The sequence below is a fragment of the Kitasatospora sp. NPDC058046 genome (genome assembly GCF_042885595.1).
In the GTDB taxonomy this organism is placed as follows: domain Bacteria; phylum Actinomycetota; class Actinomycetes; order Streptomycetales; family Streptomycetaceae; genus Kitasatospora.
Genome location: NZ_JBHVRS010000015.1, coordinates 51,503 through 66,329 on the forward strand (window position 1 = coordinate 51,503; position 14,827 = coordinate 66,329).

The 14,827-nt window shown below is 73.1% G+C and carries 13 protein-coding genes; 9 read left to right on the forward strand and 4 right to left on the reverse strand.

Annotated features, from left to right (window positions below; genetic code table 11):
- Window positions 1-114: 114 nt before the first annotated feature.
- Window positions 115-1,422: a hypothetical protein gene (locus tag ACFVU7_RS27310; RefSeq protein ID WP_388047612.1), complete on the forward strand. Its 1,308-nt coding sequence runs from the start codon at window positions 115-117 to the stop codon at window positions 1,420-1,422.
- On the opposite strand, the gene ACFVU7_RS27315 is transcribed toward ACFVU7_RS27310, so the two are convergent.
- Window positions 1,404-2,102 carry a hypothetical protein gene (locus tag ACFVU7_RS27315; protein WP_380745469.1) on the reverse strand — a complete coding sequence of 233 codons (699 nt, stop codon included), beginning with the start codon at window positions 2,100-2,102 and terminating at the stop codon, window positions 1,404-1,406. The two genes, ACFVU7_RS27310 and ACFVU7_RS27315, sit on opposite strands and share 19 nt — an antisense overlap.
- 237 nt (window positions 2,103-2,339) lie before the next feature.
- Here ACFVU7_RS27315 and sph point away from each other — a divergent pair, with 237 nt between their 5' ends.
- Together sph and ACFVU7_RS27325 are read left to right on the forward strand one after the other, a co-directional pair.
- Entirely contained in the window at window positions 2,340-3,317 is a 978-nt protein-coding gene (sph, locus tag ACFVU7_RS27320; protein WP_049651569.1) for a sphingomyelin phosphodiesterase, read from the forward strand.
- Window positions 3,318-3,469: 152 nt separating this feature from the next.
- Window positions 3,470-4,303 (forward strand): thioesterase family protein, encoded by an 834-nt coding sequence (locus ACFVU7_RS27325; RefSeq protein ID WP_388047614.1) that lies wholly within the window; start codon window positions 3,470-3,472, stop codon window positions 4,301-4,303.
- Window positions 4,304-4,352: 49 nt separating this feature from the next.
- Here ACFVU7_RS27325 and ACFVU7_RS27330 read toward each other — a convergent pair whose 3' ends face one another.
- The gene (locus ACFVU7_RS27330; protein WP_049651571.1) at window positions 4,353-5,678 is read right to left on the reverse strand and encodes a radical SAM protein; all 1,326 of its coding nucleotides are present in this window, start codon (window positions 5,676-5,678) and stop codon (window positions 4,353-4,355) included.
- 545 nt (window positions 5,679-6,223) lie between these two features.
- On the opposite strand from ACFVU7_RS27330, the gene ACFVU7_RS27335 reads away from it, so the two are divergent.
- Both ACFVU7_RS27335 and ACFVU7_RS27340 read left to right on the forward strand, forming a co-directional pair.
- Complete coding sequence (locus tag ACFVU7_RS27335; RefSeq protein ID WP_241852934.1) at window positions 6,224-7,522, forward strand: family 2 encapsulin nanocompartment cargo protein terpene cyclase; 1,299 nt, start codon at window positions 6,224-6,226, stop codon at window positions 7,520-7,522.
- An 87-nt stretch (window positions 7,523-7,609) separates the two neighbouring features.
- On the forward strand, window positions 7,610-8,488 hold the full coding sequence (locus tag ACFVU7_RS27340) for a geranyl diphosphate 2-C-methyltransferase (protein WP_074003176.1): 879 nt from the start codon (window positions 7,610-7,612) through the stop codon (window positions 8,486-8,488).
- 71 nt (window positions 8,489-8,559) lie between these two features.
- On the opposite strand, the gene ACFVU7_RS27345 is transcribed toward ACFVU7_RS27340, so the two are convergent.
- Window positions 8,560-9,204 (reverse strand): dihydrofolate reductase family protein, encoded by a 645-nt coding sequence (locus ACFVU7_RS27345; RefSeq protein ID WP_074003175.1) that lies wholly within the window; start codon window positions 9,202-9,204, stop codon window positions 8,560-8,562.
- Window positions 9,205-9,495: 291 nt separating this feature from the next.
- On the opposite strand from ACFVU7_RS27345, the gene ACFVU7_RS27350 reads away from it, so the two are divergent.
- The 3 genes from ACFVU7_RS27350 to ACFVU7_RS27360 all read left to right on the forward strand — a co-directional run bounded on the left by ACFVU7_RS27350 (window position 9,496) and on the right by ACFVU7_RS27360 (window position 11,533).
- A complete protein-coding gene (locus ACFVU7_RS27350) occupies window positions 9,496-10,566 on the forward strand; it encodes a phosphatidylinositol-specific phospholipase C domain-containing protein (RefSeq protein WP_388047615.1) in 1,071 nt (356 codons plus the stop codon).
- 96 nt (window positions 10,567-10,662) lie between these two features.
- Window positions 10,663-11,055 (forward strand): ribonuclease domain-containing protein, encoded by a 393-nt coding sequence (locus ACFVU7_RS27355; protein ID WP_074003174.1) that lies wholly within the window; start codon window positions 10,663-10,665, stop codon window positions 11,053-11,055.
- Between the two features lie 127 nt (window positions 11,056-11,182).
- Window positions 11,183-11,533, forward strand: coding sequence for a 5-carboxymethyl-2-hydroxymuconate Delta-isomerase (locus ACFVU7_RS27360; RefSeq protein WP_375877678.1), 351 nt, complete (start codon window positions 11,183-11,185; stop codon window positions 11,531-11,533).
- A 60-nt stretch (window positions 11,534-11,593) separates the two neighbouring features.
- Here the strand turns inward: ACFVU7_RS27360 and ACFVU7_RS27365 are convergent, their stop codons facing one another.
- Window positions 11,594-13,198 carry an alpha/beta hydrolase gene (locus ACFVU7_RS27365; protein WP_388047617.1) on the reverse strand — a complete coding sequence of 535 codons (1,605 nt, stop codon included), beginning with the start codon at window positions 13,196-13,198 and terminating at the stop codon, window positions 11,594-11,596.
- A 146-nt stretch (window positions 13,199-13,344) separates the two neighbouring features.
- Here ACFVU7_RS27365 and ACFVU7_RS27370 point away from each other — a divergent pair, with 146 nt between their 5' ends.
- Entirely contained in the window at window positions 13,345-14,697 is a 1,353-nt protein-coding gene (locus ACFVU7_RS27370) for an MFS transporter (protein ID WP_079272265.1), read from the forward strand.
- Window positions 14,698-14,827: the final 130 nt, after the last annotated feature.

A 14,827-nucleotide genomic window follows, 5' to 3' on the forward strand; every position in this document is an offset into this window, starting at 1 on the left:
TACCCGTCTCGGGCGTGGTCGGGTTGACCGTGGCCACGACCGGAGGGTTGGCTTCCTCCTGGGGGACGGGGGAGTGCGGGGGAATCCACGAGGAATCCAAGGGGAGGGGAGCCCATGAAGACGACGACGCTCCGGGTGGTCTGTGTCCTGGCGGCCGCGCTGCTGGCGGGCACCGCGGCACCGGCGGCCCACGCGCGGCCCGAGCCCGCGGCCACGCTCACGCTCACGTCCGCATCCGCGTCCGCGAGCGGTGACCCGGTCCGGGTGAACGTGAGCCCCGACGGCGCGCCCGCCGACGACTGGTCCGAGCCGCTCGGGCTGAGCGCCGACGGCCGGTACGCCCTGTTCACCTCGCTGGCCTCGAACCTGGTGCCCGGGGACACCAACCGCCTCTACGACGTCTTCGTCCGCGACCTGTGGACGCGGCACACCGAGCGGGTCAGCCTCGCCGACGACGGCGCCCAGCTGGACGGCTCCACCAGCCAGGCGGCGATCAGCGCCGACGGCCGGTACGTCGCCTTCAGCAGCGACGCCGCCAACGCCGTCCCCGGGAACGGCAGCGGCCGCACCGACGTCTACGTCCGCGACCGCCTGACCGGCCGCACCGAGCTGGTCACCGCCGGCACCGGCGCCGGAAACTCCGTCAGCCCCGCGATCAGCGCCGACGGCCGCTTCGTCGCCTACTCCTCGGACCGCGCCGACCTCGCCCCCGGGGCGGCGGCCGGCACCGCCAACGTCTACCTGACGGACCGCCGGACCGGCGGCACCCGGCTGGTCAGCACCGGGCAGGGCGGCGTCCCCGCCGACGGCGGCTCGGTGGAGCCCTCGCTCAGCGCGGACGGCCGGACCGTCGCGTTCCGGTCGAAGGCGGCCAACCTGCTGCCGGCCGCCGCGACCGGCCCGACCGCCCGGCCCGCCCTGAAGCCGCCGCCCGCCCGCCAGCTCTTCCCGCTCTACGTCTACGACACCCGCACCGGCCGGATCGAGGGCGCGAGCGTCGACGCGAGCGGCACCCTGCGCGACGCCGTGCGGCAGAGCCGGCTGAGCCCCGACGGCCGGTTCGCGCTGTTCCGGGTGTTCGAGCCCGGCCAGGGCGCCACCCGCGTCCCGCTCCTCGCCCGCGACCTGCGCACCGGGGCGGTCACCGAGGTGGCCCCCGCCGGCACCCAGCCGGGCGTCATGACGGCGGACGACCGCTGGGCCTACTTCGTCTCGGACGACGCCGGCCTGGTGCCCGGCGACACCAACGGCGCCCCGGACCTCTTCCGGCGGGACCTGAGGACCGGCCTGGTCGAGCGGGTCGCCGAGGGCGTCGGCCCGTCCTTCGCGCCCGCCGTGGACGCGTTCGGCACCACCCTGCTGTTCGGCGCCCTGAACGGCACCGGCTCCGACGTCCTGGTGCGCTACCTGCCGCCCCGCTGACCGGCCGCGGCGCCCGGATCCCGCAGGGTGCGGCGCGCCGCGACCAGGGTGAGCAGGCCCCACAGGACGGCCAGCGCCGCGGTGACGTAGACGCCGCCGCGGCGGAACGGGAGGTCCTCGTCCAGGGAGACCGGCGGGGCCCAGCCCGCCGGGTCGACCAGGACGTTCTCGGTGTCGCCGACGGCGTACGCCGAGCAGCCGAAGCCGCCGACCCGGGCGTGCGGCAGCGGCCGCCCGTCGGCGCGGCGCAGGTCGCAGGTCCAGCTGACGGTGCCGTTCCTGTCCTTGGCGCTGTGGGCCGCGGTGACCACCACCGCGGTCTCCACCCCGCGGTCGGTGAGGATCTGCGCCCGGATGCTCCCCGCCGGCAGCGCCAGCAGCAGCACGCCGAACAGGACGGCCGGCCAGATGACCAGGCCGCGGGGCCGGACGAAGCCGAGCCCGATGACGCCCGCCGAGAGCACCACGAACGCCAGGATGCCGCAGGGGAGTTCGTAGTCCGGGTTGCTGCCGAGCACGGCCAGGCCGACCATCAGCACCGGGGTGAGCACCCCGACCAGCCAGGCCGTCCGGCGGACCGCCTTCGGCGACAGCTGCGGCTCCGGGCGCCTGCGGACCCGCTTCGGCGGCCGGACCACCCCCTCCGCGAGCGGCCTCTTCTGCTTCTTCCTGCGGGCCATGCCTTCCCCCGTCCGTTCTTCCGTGGTGCTGGGGACAGTCTGACCGCCGCTCCCGGCACGCGGTACGGAGGGGCGGGGCGGTGACCGCCCGTCAGGCCTCGACGCGGGTGTTACCGACGAGTTCATCACATGCTCGCCCGCTGTCTTGCGGGCCGTGCGGGGAGCCGAGTTGGATACACAACATCCCTTGACCCGACGGGTCCACGACAACACCCGCGATGCCCTCCTGGAGGCCCGATGCCCCTGTCGTCCGTCCGCCGCACCCTCGCCGCCGGTGCCGCCGCCACCGTCCTCGCCGTGCTCGGCGCCGCCCCGGCCTCGGCCGAGACCGCCCCGACGACCGCGCCCCCGCTCGACGTGCTGACCTACAACACCTTCCTGATGAGCACCTCGCTCTACCCCAACTGGGGCCAGCAGTACCGGGCGCAGGCCATCGCCTCGGCGGACTTCTTCCAGGGCCACGACGTGGTCGTGCTGGAGGAGGCCTTCGACAACGCGGCCTCCGACGCGCTCACCGCCAAGGCCTCGGCCGCCTACCCGTACCACACGCCGGTGGTCGGCCGCTCCACCAGCGGCTGGGACGCCACCTCCGGCAGCTACAGCTCCACCACCCCCGAGGACGGCGGCGTCACCCTGCTCAGCAAGTGGCCGATCCTGCGCAAGGAGCAGTACGTCTTCAAGGACGCCTGCGGCTCGGACTGGTTCTCCAACAAGGGCTTCGCCTACGCCGTGCTGGACGTCAACGGCCGCCGCACCCACGTGGTCGGCACCCACCTCCAGTCCACCGACTCCGGCTGCGCGAGCGGCCAGGCCGCGGACATCCGGGCCAAGCAGCTCACCGCGATGCGCGCCTTCCTGGACGCCAAGCGGATCCCGGCCGACGAGCCGGTCCTGGTCGCGGGCGACCTCAACATCGACTCGCACGGCTCCGAGTACCAGGCGCTGCTGAGCAACGGCAACCTCGCCCCGGCCTCCGCCCGCACCGGCTGGCCGAACTCCTTCGACACCGTCGACAACTCCATCGCCGCCTACCGCTACCCGGGCGAGCCCAAGGAGGACCTCGACTACGTCCTCTACCGGGCCGACCACGCCCGCCCGCAGCAGTACGTCAACGAGGTGGTCCGGGTGCACAGCGCGCCCTGGACGGTCAGCAGTTGGGGCAAGAGCTACACCTACACCGACCTCTCCGACCACTACCCGCTCGCCGCGCACTGACCGGCCGGATCCCCCGGGGGTGTGGGATGCGTCACCCGTGACGCCGCGCGGGCGGTTCGGCCCCTTACGATCCTGAACGCCGAGGTCGGGCGCCGTCGTACCCCGGCGGCGCCCGCCCGGCAGCCAGCGATCCGGCCCGAGGAGAAGCGCACGTGACCACCCCCAACGCCGCGCCCGACAGCTACTACCAGCGCACCGGCGACCACACCTACAAGCCCACCGTGCAGGCGCAGGGCGCCTGGCATCCCGACGAGCAGCACTTCAGCCCGCTCGGCGGCCTGATCGTGCACGCCATCGACCGGTACCGGGCCGGCCAGCGAAGGGCCGACCAGCAGGGGACCGGCCGCCCCGCCGACGGCCTGGCGCTGGCCCGGATCAGCTACGACATACTCGGCCTGATCGCCCTCGACGAGTGCGAGATCACGGTGGAGACCGTCCGCCCCGGCCGCACCATCGAGCTGGTCGAGGCCACCGTGACGATCGGCGGGCGCGCCGTGGTCCGGGCCCGCGCCTGGTTCCTCGCCGAGCTGGACACCACCGCCGTCGCCGGCACCCACGACGAGCCGCTGCCCGCGCCCGAGGAGTTCGAGCCCTGGACGATGCGCGGGGTCTGGGGCGGCGGCTACATCGCCTCGATCGACGTCCGCCGCCGGGAGAGCGCCCCGGGCCGCGCCGCCGCCTGGCTCTCCACCCCGGTCGAGCTGGTCGCCGGGGAGCCCAGCGGCCCGCACGCCTCCTTCGTCATGCTGGTGGACACCGCCAACGGCATCGCCGTGCGGCAGAGCCCCACCGAGTGGATGTTCCCCAACACCGACCTGACGATCCACTTCCACCGCCGCCCCGAGGGCGGCTGGACCGGCCTGGACACCAGCGTCAGCTTCGGCCCGGCCGGGCACGGCGTCACCAGCACCGTGCTGCACGACGTCCGCGGGCCGCTGGGCCGGGCCGAGCAGATCCTCACCGTCCGCCCGCAGCACGCGGGCTGACGGCGCCCGGTGGTGCGGGCGTCGCGGCCCGCACCACCGGGGCGGGTCCTCAGCCGGTCAGCGAGTCCATGAAGGAGCTCACCGAGAACACGGCCTTGCCGGGGCCCGCCGGGCCGTACCCGGGCGGGGAGGAGAGGCCGAACTCCTCCAGGGTGCCCCGGTAGGTCTGCAGCAGCCGGATGTGGTACTCCAGCGGCGCGCCCTGCGGGTTGGCCTTGCCGAGCGGGGTGGTGGGCTCGGGGCACCAGGTGGTGAAGCGCGGCACCACGCCGCGGGACATGAAGAAGCGCAGGCCCTCCTCGGTGGAGGCGATCGCCTCGTCCACCGTGGTGAAGCCGAAGGGCTCGGCCATCTCCACGCCCGCGACGAAGTTGGGGATCACGTTCTCCGGGCCGAACACCTCGGTGGAGTCGAGGATCCGGCGGTGCCACTCGTCCCGGCCGACGTAGCGCTCCTTGCCCGGGCAGTAGAGCTCGAACAGCCGCTTGTCCCACACCTCGAAGTTGGGGTGGTAGATCCGCACACCGTAGTCGTGGAAGCGCTGGACGTCCTCGCGCGGCAGCGCCTGGGCCACCACCTTGCCGATCCAGCGGCCGGGGAAGCGCTCCTCGATGGCCTTGGCGTACTGCCCGTAGAAGTCGGCCTCGTCCCGGCCGCCGACGTGCGAGGTGATCGCCCCGCCGGTGAGGGTGTACGCCTGGGAGGCCCGGGCGGTGTCGTGCCGGTCGATGATCGCCAGCGCCTCCAGCACCTCCTCGACCGGCTTGACCCCGGTGTACGGGCGGCCGGCCGCCTTGTGCTGGCGCCAGTTGTGGTTGATGTCGCAGTACTGGCACTCCTCCTTGGCGCCGAAGTACTGGCAGACCCGGAACACCGTGAGGTAGATCAGGTAGCCCCACTGGATGGTCGGGGCGACCTCCATCACCGACTTCCCGTTGGCCAGCGTGTGCCGGTAGTAGTCCGGCATCGGGGGCAGGCCGACGTCGGCGATCCGCGCACCGTCCAGGTAGAGGCCGAGCGTGCCGTCGTCCCCGGCGCCGACCCGGTACGGCGAGTCCGGGTTCACCCGCACCGACACCACCGTGCGGCGCAGCCCGTACGGCCCGCCGGTCAGCACGACCTCCTCCGGCGGCCGGTTGAGCGCGGCCGCGCCCAGCTCGGGCAGCGTGCGGTGGTCGAAGGAGAAGATGAAGTACGACTTCGGCTTGACCTCGCCGCCCCCGTCGGCGCCCGCGCTGCCGCTCAGCGCGGACTCGTCGAAGGCCATGCCGCCGCGCAGCAGGTCCTCCTTGATCACCGCCTCCCGGGGCACGTCGGGATAGCGCTCCATGAGCTGCTCCACGAGTGCGGTGCGGCTGCGGGCCTGGCTCTCCATGCGCTGGTCTTCCTTCCTGGCCCCGCCTCCTCGACGGCGCCGTGCCCATTCTGTCCCGCCTTACGCGCCCGGCCGCGCACCGGGCCCGGCCCGGGACGATCGACCGGCCCCCGGCGGGCGGCCGTGGGTGATTTCGTTTCGCGTTCGAACAGCCCGCGCCACGAGCGGGACGACGCGGCCGGCGGGAGCGGGACACGCGCGAGTGGCGGCAAGTTGACGCGCGGACGGGCGGCTCGGCGGGCGGGTTCGTGACAGGAGTGCCCAGGTGCGGTGCGGGGTGATGCACGACGGGGGCGCGCCCAAACACCCGCATGGGGAACGTTCACCCTATCGGGTGATGAAGATCGTCTGGTGCGATGCGGAACGCGCCTTCGCGCCTACGGTGGTGAACCGAGCGAGACGGGGCCGGAGACCGGAGATCCCGTTCGAGGCGGGTGGGATGACGACCCGTCATATTGTGCGACCCCCTTCAGAGGAGGCTCCATGCCCCTGTGCGCCAGGCCGGACACACCATCCGGGCCCGTCACCGCCCCGGTGGTGGGCCCATGAGCTCCCCCGCGATCGAACGGATCCTGCGCGGGCCCAGCGGACTGGGCACCTCCGGGCTGCAGTTCAGGCCGCAGGCCCCGGCGGACGAGGTCTCGGCGCCCCAGGCTCCGACGCCCGAGGTCCCGGTCGAGGTGGTCCCGGCGCCCGAGGCGACCGCGACCGTGACCGAGGCCACGACGGTGACCGAGACCGCGGCGGCGACGCCCGGGTTCCGGGTGCCGTCCGCCCACGTCCTGCCCGTCCCGACCGCCGCGACCCCGACCCCGGCCGCCGCCGGGTCGGCCGCCGAGGCGCCGAGCGGCGGCAAGCCCCGGAGCGGCGACCCGATCCCCGGCCTCTACCACCACCCGATCGCCGAGCCCGACCCGGTGCGGGTGGAGGCGCTGAGCGCGAAGCTCAAGGCCTGGGCGATGGAGGAGATCGAGCTCTACCCGCCGGAGTGGGAGAAGGACTTCAACGGCTTCTCCACCGGGCGCTACATGGTGGCCTGCCACCCGGACGCGCCGAGCGTCGACCACCTGATGCTCGCGGCCCGCCTGATGGTGGCCGAGAACGCGGTGGACGACTGCTACTGCGAGGACCTCGGCGGTTCGCCGATCGGCCTGGGCAGCCGCCTGCTGCTCGCGCACACCGCGCTGGACCCGCTGCACACCACGTCGGAGTACCACCCCGGCTGGGAGGCCTCGCTGAGCTCGGACGCGCCCCGGCGCGCCTACCACTCGGCGATGGAGTACTTCACCCGGGCCGCCACGCCCTCCCAGTCGGACCGGTTCCGGCACGACATGGCGCGGCTGCACCTCGGGTACCTGGCCGAGGCCTCCTGGGACCAGGCGGACCACGTCCCGGAGGTGTGGGAGTACCTGGCCATGCGCCAGTTCAACAACTTCCGCCCCTGCCCGACGATCACGGACACCGTCGGCGGCTACGAGCTGCCCGCCGAGCTGCACGCGCTGCCCGCCATGCAGCGGGTGATCGCACTGGCCGGCAACGCCACCACCATCGTCAACGACCTGTACTCGTACATGAAGGAGCTGGCCAGCCCCGGACTGCACCTGAACCTGCCGGTGGTGATCTCCGAGCGTGAGGGCGTCTCCCGCAAGGAGGGCTACCTGAAGGCGGTCGAGGTTCACAACGAGCTGATGCTGGCCTTCGAGGCCGAGGCGGCCGCCCTGGCCGTGTCCTGCCCGGTGCCGACACTCGTACGGTTCCTGCGCGGTGTGTCCGCGTGGGTCGACGGCAACCACTACTGGCACCAGACCAACACCTACCGCTACACCCTGCCCGACTTCTGGTGACACCGGCCCCTCCGGGGGCACCACCTCCCGCCGGCAGCGCACTTCCCTTGATGACCGACCCCTTGACCATCCGCTAGGAGCTGACCCATGTCCGTGACCGACGACATCACCACCCCCGGCAACACCATCCCCGGCCCGGCGACTCCGTACCAGGGCGACATCGCGCGCTACTGGGACCACGAGGCCCGTCCGGTCAACCTCCGCCTGGGTGACGTCGACGGCCTCTACCACCACCACTACGGCATCGGCGCGATCGACCAGGCCGCGATCGGGGACCCGGCCGACGCCGAGCGCGAGAAGAAGGTGATCGCCGAGCTGCACCGGCTGGAGTCCGCCCAGGCCGACGTGCTGCTCGGCCACCTCGGCGACATCCGCGCCGACCACACCCTGGTCGACGCCGGCTGCGGCCGTGGCGGTTCGATGGTGATGGCCCACCAGCGCTTCGGCTGCCGGGTCGAGGGCCTGACCCTCTCCACCCAGCAGGCCGACTTCGGCAACAAGCGCGCCGCCGAGCTGGGCATCGGCGGGTTCGTCCGCTCCCAGGTCGCCAACATGCTGAACATGCCCATCGAGACCGGCTCGGTCGCGGGCTCCTGGAACAACGAGTCCAGCATGTACGTCGACCTGCACGACCTGTTCGCCGAGCACTCCCGGGTGCTGAGCGTCGGCGGCCGGTACGTGACCATCACCGGCTGCTGGAACCCGCGCTACGGCCAGCCCTCGAAGTGGGTCTCGCAGATCAACGCCCACTTCGAGTGCAACATCCACTCCCGCCGCGAGTACCTGCGGGCGATGGCCGACAACCGCCTGGTGCCGCAGGCCGTCATCGACCTGACGCCGGACACCCTGCCCTACTGGGAGCTGCGGAACACCACCTCGCTGGTGACCGGCATCGAGGAGGCGTTCATCGAGTCCTACAAGGACGGCTCCTTCCAGTACGTGCTGATCGCGGCCGACCGGGTCTGATCCGGTAGCACCGCACGACGGCGGCCTCCCCGTACCCGCGGGGAGGCCGCCGTCGTTCGCACGAGGGCCGGCTACGGCCGGGTGAAGGTGAGGTGGGTGACGCCGCTCGGGCTGCTCACCGCCTCGGTGCGGAAGCGCTGCTCCAGCCCTTCGAGCCCGTCCCAGAGCCGTTCGCCCCGGCCGAGCAGCACCGGCACCACGACCACGTGCAGGTGGTCGACCAGATCGGCGGCCAGGAAGGCGCGGACGCTGCTCGGGCCGCCGCCGATCCGCACGTCCAGGCCGCCGGCCGCCTCCCTGGCCCGGCGCAGCGCCTCCTCGGGGGAGGCGTCCAGGAAGTGGAAGACCGTCCCGCCGTCCATCTCCACCGAGGGGCGCGGATGGTGGGTGAGCACGAAGACCGGGGTGTGGAACGGCGGGTTCGGCCCCCACCAGCCCCGCCAGTCCTCGTCCTGCCAGGGGCCGCGCTGCGGGCCGAACTTGTTGCGGCCCATGATCTCCGCGCCGATGCCGTCGGCCCAGGTGCGGGCGATCGCGTCGTCCACGCCGGTGCTGCCGCCCTCCTCGCCCTGCATCCGCCGGAACGTCCGGGTGCCGAAGAACCAGCTGTGCAGCCGGCCGCCGGCGTGGCCGAACGGCGCGTCGAGGCTCTGGCCCTCGCCCGTGCCGTAGCCGTCCAGGGAGATCGAGAAGTTGTGGACCCGGACCAGGGACATCGCAGCCTCCGCCGCTCGGCGCCTCGGCGCGCACCGGTCGGCCGCGCCCCGTTTCGCGGGCCACGCTAACCCGCGGCTCCGATGCCATGACGTTCCGTCACCGTCCCGGGCGTGGCGGGTGGGACGGGTGCGGAGCGCGTGGAGGAAGGGGAGGGGAGCGGGGGAGAAGCGGTGCAGCCGTCACGCTATTGTCGTGCCTTCTTCATCCTGAGCACGCCCGGGCGGGCGATGCTTCGTCAGGCTGCCCGGGAGCAGGGCGGCCGGCATCCCACGACTTGGGGGACCGTTCCGATGACCGTACGCCGCACCCTGACCGGACTCCTGGCCGCCGGCCTGATCGCCGCCGCGGCCGCGCTGATCCCGACCGCCCCGGCGGACGCCACCACGGCCGGGCCGGGCGACCTGCCGTTCGGCTCCGCGACCACTGTCGGCCTCCACAACACCTACGACCCGGCGGCCTTCCCGTACCTCGCCCAGGGCCTGGACACCGGCACCGGCATGATCGAGCTGGACCTCTGGCCGAACATCTTCACCAAGCGGTGGCAGGTCAGCCACTCCAACCCGTTCGGCAACTCCAACAACTGCACCGCCGCGAGCACCCCCGCCCAGCTGTACGGCGGCAGCACCGACCAGTACCTGGAGAACTGCCTGGACGACGTCCGGGTCTGGCTCGCCGCGCACCCGGGCGCCGGGCCGCTGGTGATCAAGCTGGAGCTCAAGCCGGGCTACTCGGCCGACCTCGGGATGGGCCCGGACCAGCTGGACGCGCTGATCGCCGACCACCTGGGCTCCGCGGTGCTGCGCCCGGCCGACCTGCTGGCCAAGCCCGGCGGCGGCTCGTACGCGAGCGTCGACGAGGCGGTGCGGGCGGGCAACTGGCCGCGCCGCTCGGCGCTGGCCGGGAAGGTGCTGCTGTACGCGATCCCGGGCACCGTCGAGCTGGGCAACCCCTTCGACACCCTGCACACCGACGTGGAGCAGGGCCGGCACCTGCGCGACCTGGCGGCGGCGGGCCGGATCGGCCAGGCGCAGGTCTTCCCGTCCGTGCTCGGCGCCGCCACCGGCGACCCGCGGAGCCAGTACACCGGCGCGGACACCTCGATCCGGCCCTGGTTCGTGGTCTTCGACGGCGACGCCTCCACCTTCGCCAGGACCATCGACACCGCCTGGTACGACAACGCCCACTACCTGCTGGTGATGACGGACTCCCACCTGGTCGCCCCGGAGATCAGTGCCACCGACCCGACGGCCGACCAGGCGAGGGCCCGCACCGAGCAGCTGGCGAAGGCGCACGCGAGCATCGTCTCCAGTGACTGGCGCCGGCTGGCGTCGGTCCAGTCGCTGGTGCTGTCGCGCGGCTGACCTGGTCAAGTCCTGGGAGGGACGGCGAAGTTGACCGGAGGTGAAGAGTTGGAACGGGGCTTCCGGAGGGCCCGGAGGATCGCCATCCTGGTTGTCATGACCCGAACTCTACGCGCGTGGAAGACCCGCGTCGCCGCCACCGCCACCGTCGCCCTGGTCACCCTCGCGCCGATCGCCGTCGCCACCGAGGCGCACGCCGCGGTGAGCGGCTCGGTGTGCCTGTCGGCCCTGCCCTCCCAGGCCCACACCACCCTCAACCTGATCGCCTCCGGCGGTCCCTTCCCGTACAGCCAGGACGGCGTCGTCTTCCAGAACAAGGAGCGCGTGCTGCCCGCCCAGGCGACCGGCTACTACCACGAGTACACCGTGGTCACCCCGGGCTCGCCGACCCGCGGCACCCGTCGCATCGTCACCGGCAAGCAGTACCACGAGGACTACTACACCGCCGACCACTACGTGACCTTCCGCAAGGTCGACTTCGGCTGCTGACCCGGCCACCGCTCCACCGGACAGCCCCGGGCCCCGGCGCCGCACCCCGCGCCGGGGCCCGGGGTTTGCGCTCGGGGCCCGTCCGGTAGCGTCGGCGGCGTCCCGGCAACGACTCCCGGAGGTTCCCGTGCCGCAGATCCTGGTCGACCACTCGGCCGAACTCGACTTCGACCGGACGGCGCTGGCCGCCGAGGTCCACCAGGCGATCACCGAGGTGATCGACACCACGGTGGCGGACTGCAAGACGCTCTTCCGCCCCGCCGGCGGCCACCGGGTCGGCGACGGGACGAGCGGCGAGGCCGTGGTGCTGGTCGAGGTGAAGATCCTGGCCGGCCGCAGCGCCGAGCAGCGCGCCGAACTGACCGCCCGGGTGCTCGCCGCCCTGCGCGCCCGGATCGCCGGGCCCGCCGCCATCGGCGTCCAGGTCACCGAACTCGACCGGGACACCTACCGGTTCGTCCACCACCCCGGGCACTGACCCGGAAAGCGGCGACGGCGCCGGGCCCGCGGGCCCGGCGCCGTCATCGTGCGGGACGGATCAGTCCGTCGGGCAGCGGATGCCCGCGGCCGGGACGGTCCCGTCCAGCAGGAAGGCGTCCACCGAGGCGCGCACGCACTTGCTGGCGCCGTACCCGGTGTGGCCCTCGCCCTCGCGGGTGACCAGGACGGCGTTGCCGAGCTCGGCGGTCAGCTTCTCGGCCCAGGCGTACGGGGTGGCCGGGTCGCCGGTGGTGCCGACCACCACGATCGGGACGGCGGCCGTGTTCTTGACCGCGTGCGGCCTCTCGGTCGAGGCGGCCGGCCAGATCCGGCAGTCCGGGTCGAACAGCGCGGCCATCGGGTCGTGCTTGCTGACCAGCGGGGCCTTGGCGGCGAGGTCGGTCAGCGCGGCCTGCAACTGCTCGCCGGCCGGGGCGTCGGTGGCGCCGTCGGCGCAGTGGATGGCCGTGTAGGCGTCCGCCGAGGGGCGGTACTTGCCGTCCTTGTCGCGGCCGTTGTAGCCGTCGGCGAGGTCCAGCAGGTAGTCGCCCTTGCCGCGCACCATCGCCCAGCCGATGGAGTTGCGCAGCCCGGTCCAGGCCTTCTCGCCGCCGTAGAGCCGGCTGAGCACGCCCGTCCAGGCCGCGCTCGAGGTCAGGGTGCGGCCCTTCTCCGTCTTGAGCGGCTTGTCCTTGAGCCCGTCGAGGAACGCGGCGAGCTTCTGCGCCGCCTGCTCGGGGTCCTTGCCGAGCGAGCAGGCGTCCTTGGTGACGCAGTCCGCGGCGAAGGCCTTCAGGGCCCGCTCGAAGCCGCCCTGCTGCTCGATGTTGTGCTGGACCAGCGAGGTGGAGGCCGAGGTGGCGCCGTCCAGGACGAGCCGGCCGACCTTGTCCGGGAACTCCTCGGCGTACAGCGAGCCGAGGTAGGTGCCGTAGGACAGGCCGAGGTAGTTGAGCTTCTGGTCGCCGAGGGCGCCGCGCAGCACGTCCATGTCCCGGGCGCTGTTGCGGGTGCTGACGAAGGGCAGGAGCTGGGCGTACTTGGCCTGGCAGGCGTCGGCCAGCTGCTTGCCGTGGTCGGCCGCGGGCTGGTCGGTGGTCAGCCAGTCGTCCCGGGTGCGGTCGTCCAGGCAGTTGAGCGGGCTGGTGCCGGCGGTGCCGCGCGGGTCGAAGCCGACGATGTCGTAGCGGTCGTGCACCGGGCCGTCGAAGCCCTTGGGGTCGTAGGTGACCATCCCGACGCCGGAGCCGCCCGGGCCGCCGGGGTTGATCAGCAGCGAGCCGATCCGCTGGTCGGGCTTGGTCGCCGGGTTGCGGACCACGGCGACGTCCAGGGTGCCGACCTCCGGTGCGGCGTAGTTCAGCGGCACCTTGAGGGTGGCGCACTGGAGCGCGGAGATGTCCTCCTCGTTCTGCGGGTCCTTCTGGCAGGGGCCCCAGGCGAGTTGCTGGCCGTAGAACGCCTTGAGGGCGGGGTCGGCGGCGCCGGTGGGCTTGGGCGTCGGGGTCGGGGCGGCGCTCGGCGTCGCGACGGCGGCGGCGTCCGGGGAGGCCGAGGGCGCGGCGGCGGTGCCGCCTCCGCTGGTGCAGCCGGCCAGCAGGGCGGCGGTGGCGAGGGCTGCGACGGCGGCGGGCAGGGCGCGCCGCGGGGTCCGGGTGATCATGGAATGCACGGCACAGGAATATCACCTGCCTGTCACATCAGTCACATGGGATTCTCAGAGTGCTCTGCGTCAACGGGCCGGAGCACGCCGCCCACCGGCCGCGAGAAGTGATTCCGCGGCGGTCCGAACGGTGCCATGCTGAGGCCATGACAGAAAGCAGTGCGGTGGCACCGCTCCGTCACCAGGCGGAAACCGGCGGGCGGCGGCGGGAGTTGGCCGCGGCGACGGTCGGATCGGTGGTCGAGTCCTTCGACTGGAACATCTACGCCGTCCTCGCGCCCTACTTCGCGGCGGACCTCTTCGGGCACGGCAAACACGGCGTCAGCGGCGTGCTCGGCGCGTACGTCACCTTCGCGGTGGGCTTCGTCGCCCGGCCGGTCGGCTCGTACCTGATCGGGCGGCTCAGCGACACCCGGGGACGGCGCTTCGCGCTCAGCCTCGGCATGGCGGTGATCGCCGTCGCCAGCCTGGGCATCGCCGCCGTCCCGGGCCAGCGGAGCATCGGGGTCTGGGCGGCCGTGCTGGCCGTGCTCGCCCGGGTGGTACAGGGGCTGGCCTTCGGCGGGGAGGCGCCGAGCGTGGCCGCGTACGTCACCGAGACCGCCCCGCGGCGGCACCGCTTCGCGTTCAGCTCGGTCTCCTACGGCGGGATCATCCTCGGCTCGCTGCTCTCCTTCGGCGTGCTCACCCTGCTGATCCACACCCTCGGCAAGTCCGGCCTGGAGAACGGCGGTTGGCGCTGGGGATTCGTGGTCGCCGCGCTGCTCGGGCTGGCCGCCGTCTGGGTGCGGCGGTGGGCGCCGGAGAGCGCCGAGTTCCACCGCGCCCGGGAGCGGGCGGGCCGCACCGCCCGCCCGCCGTTCCTCCGGACGCTGCGCGAGCACCGCTGGGCGGTGCTCACCGTCTTCCTCAACACCCTGGGCGGGACGGTCGGTTACTACTTCGCGCTGGTGTACCTGCCGCAGTACGCCGCCGCCTACCACGTGATCGGCAAGGAGGAGGCGGCCTCCTTCATGACCGTGGTGCTCGGCGTGGTGCTGGCCACCATGCTGCTCACCGGCGCCGCCGCCGACCGCTTCGGCCTGCTGCCCGTCGCCCGGATCGGCTTCGGCCTGCCGATCCCGCTGGTCGGGGTGCTGCTCGCCGGGCTGCGCCAGGGCTGGCTGCCGTTCCAGGTCGTCGCCGTGCTGCTGGGGATGCTGGTGGCCACGGTGCTCGGCACGCTCAACGTCTTCACCGGGCTGCTGTTCCCGACCGAGGTGCGGGCGGTCGGCCTCGGCGTGGTCAACGCGGCCACCATCGCGGCGTTCGGCGGCACCTTCCCGCTGCTCGCCGAGTGGCTGAGCGGCCGGCACTGGCTGGGCGTGATCCCCGCGTACGTCACCGTCTGCACGGCCGGCCCGGCCCTCGCGCTGCTGACGGCGATGAAGGTGCCCTCCTTCGCCGAGGCCGTCCGCGAGACGGAAGGAGCGGTTCAGCGGACACCCGGAACCGCCTGACGGACAGTCATCGGCTGTGGTTGAGTGGTCCGGACCACTGCTGAACGGGGAGGGCTGGCGTGGGCATCGACGCACCGGGTACCGACATACCGGACACCAACACACAGGACGGCGGCCTGCCGGAGGACTG

What these genes read in the sequence shown, in the direction of transcription:
- ACFVU7_RS27345 (WP_074003175.1), bottom strand. Translation starts at nt 9,204, where the DNA reads ATGTCCCTGGTCCGGGTCCACAACTTCTCGATCTCCCTGGACGGCTAC.
- ACFVU7_RS27310 (WP_388047612.1), top strand. Translation starts at nt 115, where the DNA reads ATGAAGACGACGACGCTCCGGGTGGTCTGTGTCCTGGCGGCCGCGCTG.
- sph (WP_049651569.1), top strand. Translation starts at nt 2,340, where the DNA reads ATGCCCCTGTCGTCCGTCCGCCGCACCCTCGCCGCCGGTGCCGCCGCC.
- ACFVU7_RS27370 (WP_079272265.1), top strand. Translation starts at nt 13,345, where the DNA reads ATGACAGAAAGCAGTGCGGTGGCACCGCTCCGTCACCAGGCGGAAACC.
- ACFVU7_RS27330 (WP_049651571.1), bottom strand. Translation starts at nt 5,678, where the DNA reads ATGGAGAGCCAGGCCCGCAGCCGCACCGCACTCGTGGAGCAGCTCATG.
- ACFVU7_RS27365 (WP_388047617.1), bottom strand. Translation starts at nt 13,198, where the DNA reads ATGATCACCCGGACCCCGCGGCGCGCCCTGCCCGCCGCCGTCGCAGCC.
- ACFVU7_RS27315 (WP_380745469.1), bottom strand. Translation starts at nt 2,102, where the DNA reads ATGGCCCGCAGGAAGAAGCAGAAGAGGCCGCTCGCGGAGGGGGTGGTC.
- ACFVU7_RS27355 (WP_074003174.1), top strand. Translation starts at nt 10,663, where the DNA reads ATGACCCGAACTCTACGCGCGTGGAAGACCCGCGTCGCCGCCACCGCC.
- ACFVU7_RS27350 (WP_388047615.1), top strand. Translation starts at nt 9,496, where the DNA reads ATGACCGTACGCCGCACCCTGACCGGACTCCTGGCCGCCGGCCTGATC.
- ACFVU7_RS27340 (WP_074003176.1), top strand. Translation starts at nt 7,610, where the DNA reads ATGTCCGTGACCGACGACATCACCACCCCCGGCAACACCATCCCCGGC.
- ACFVU7_RS27335 (WP_241852934.1), top strand. Translation starts at nt 6,224, where the DNA reads ATGAGCTCCCCCGCGATCGAACGGATCCTGCGCGGGCCCAGCGGACTG.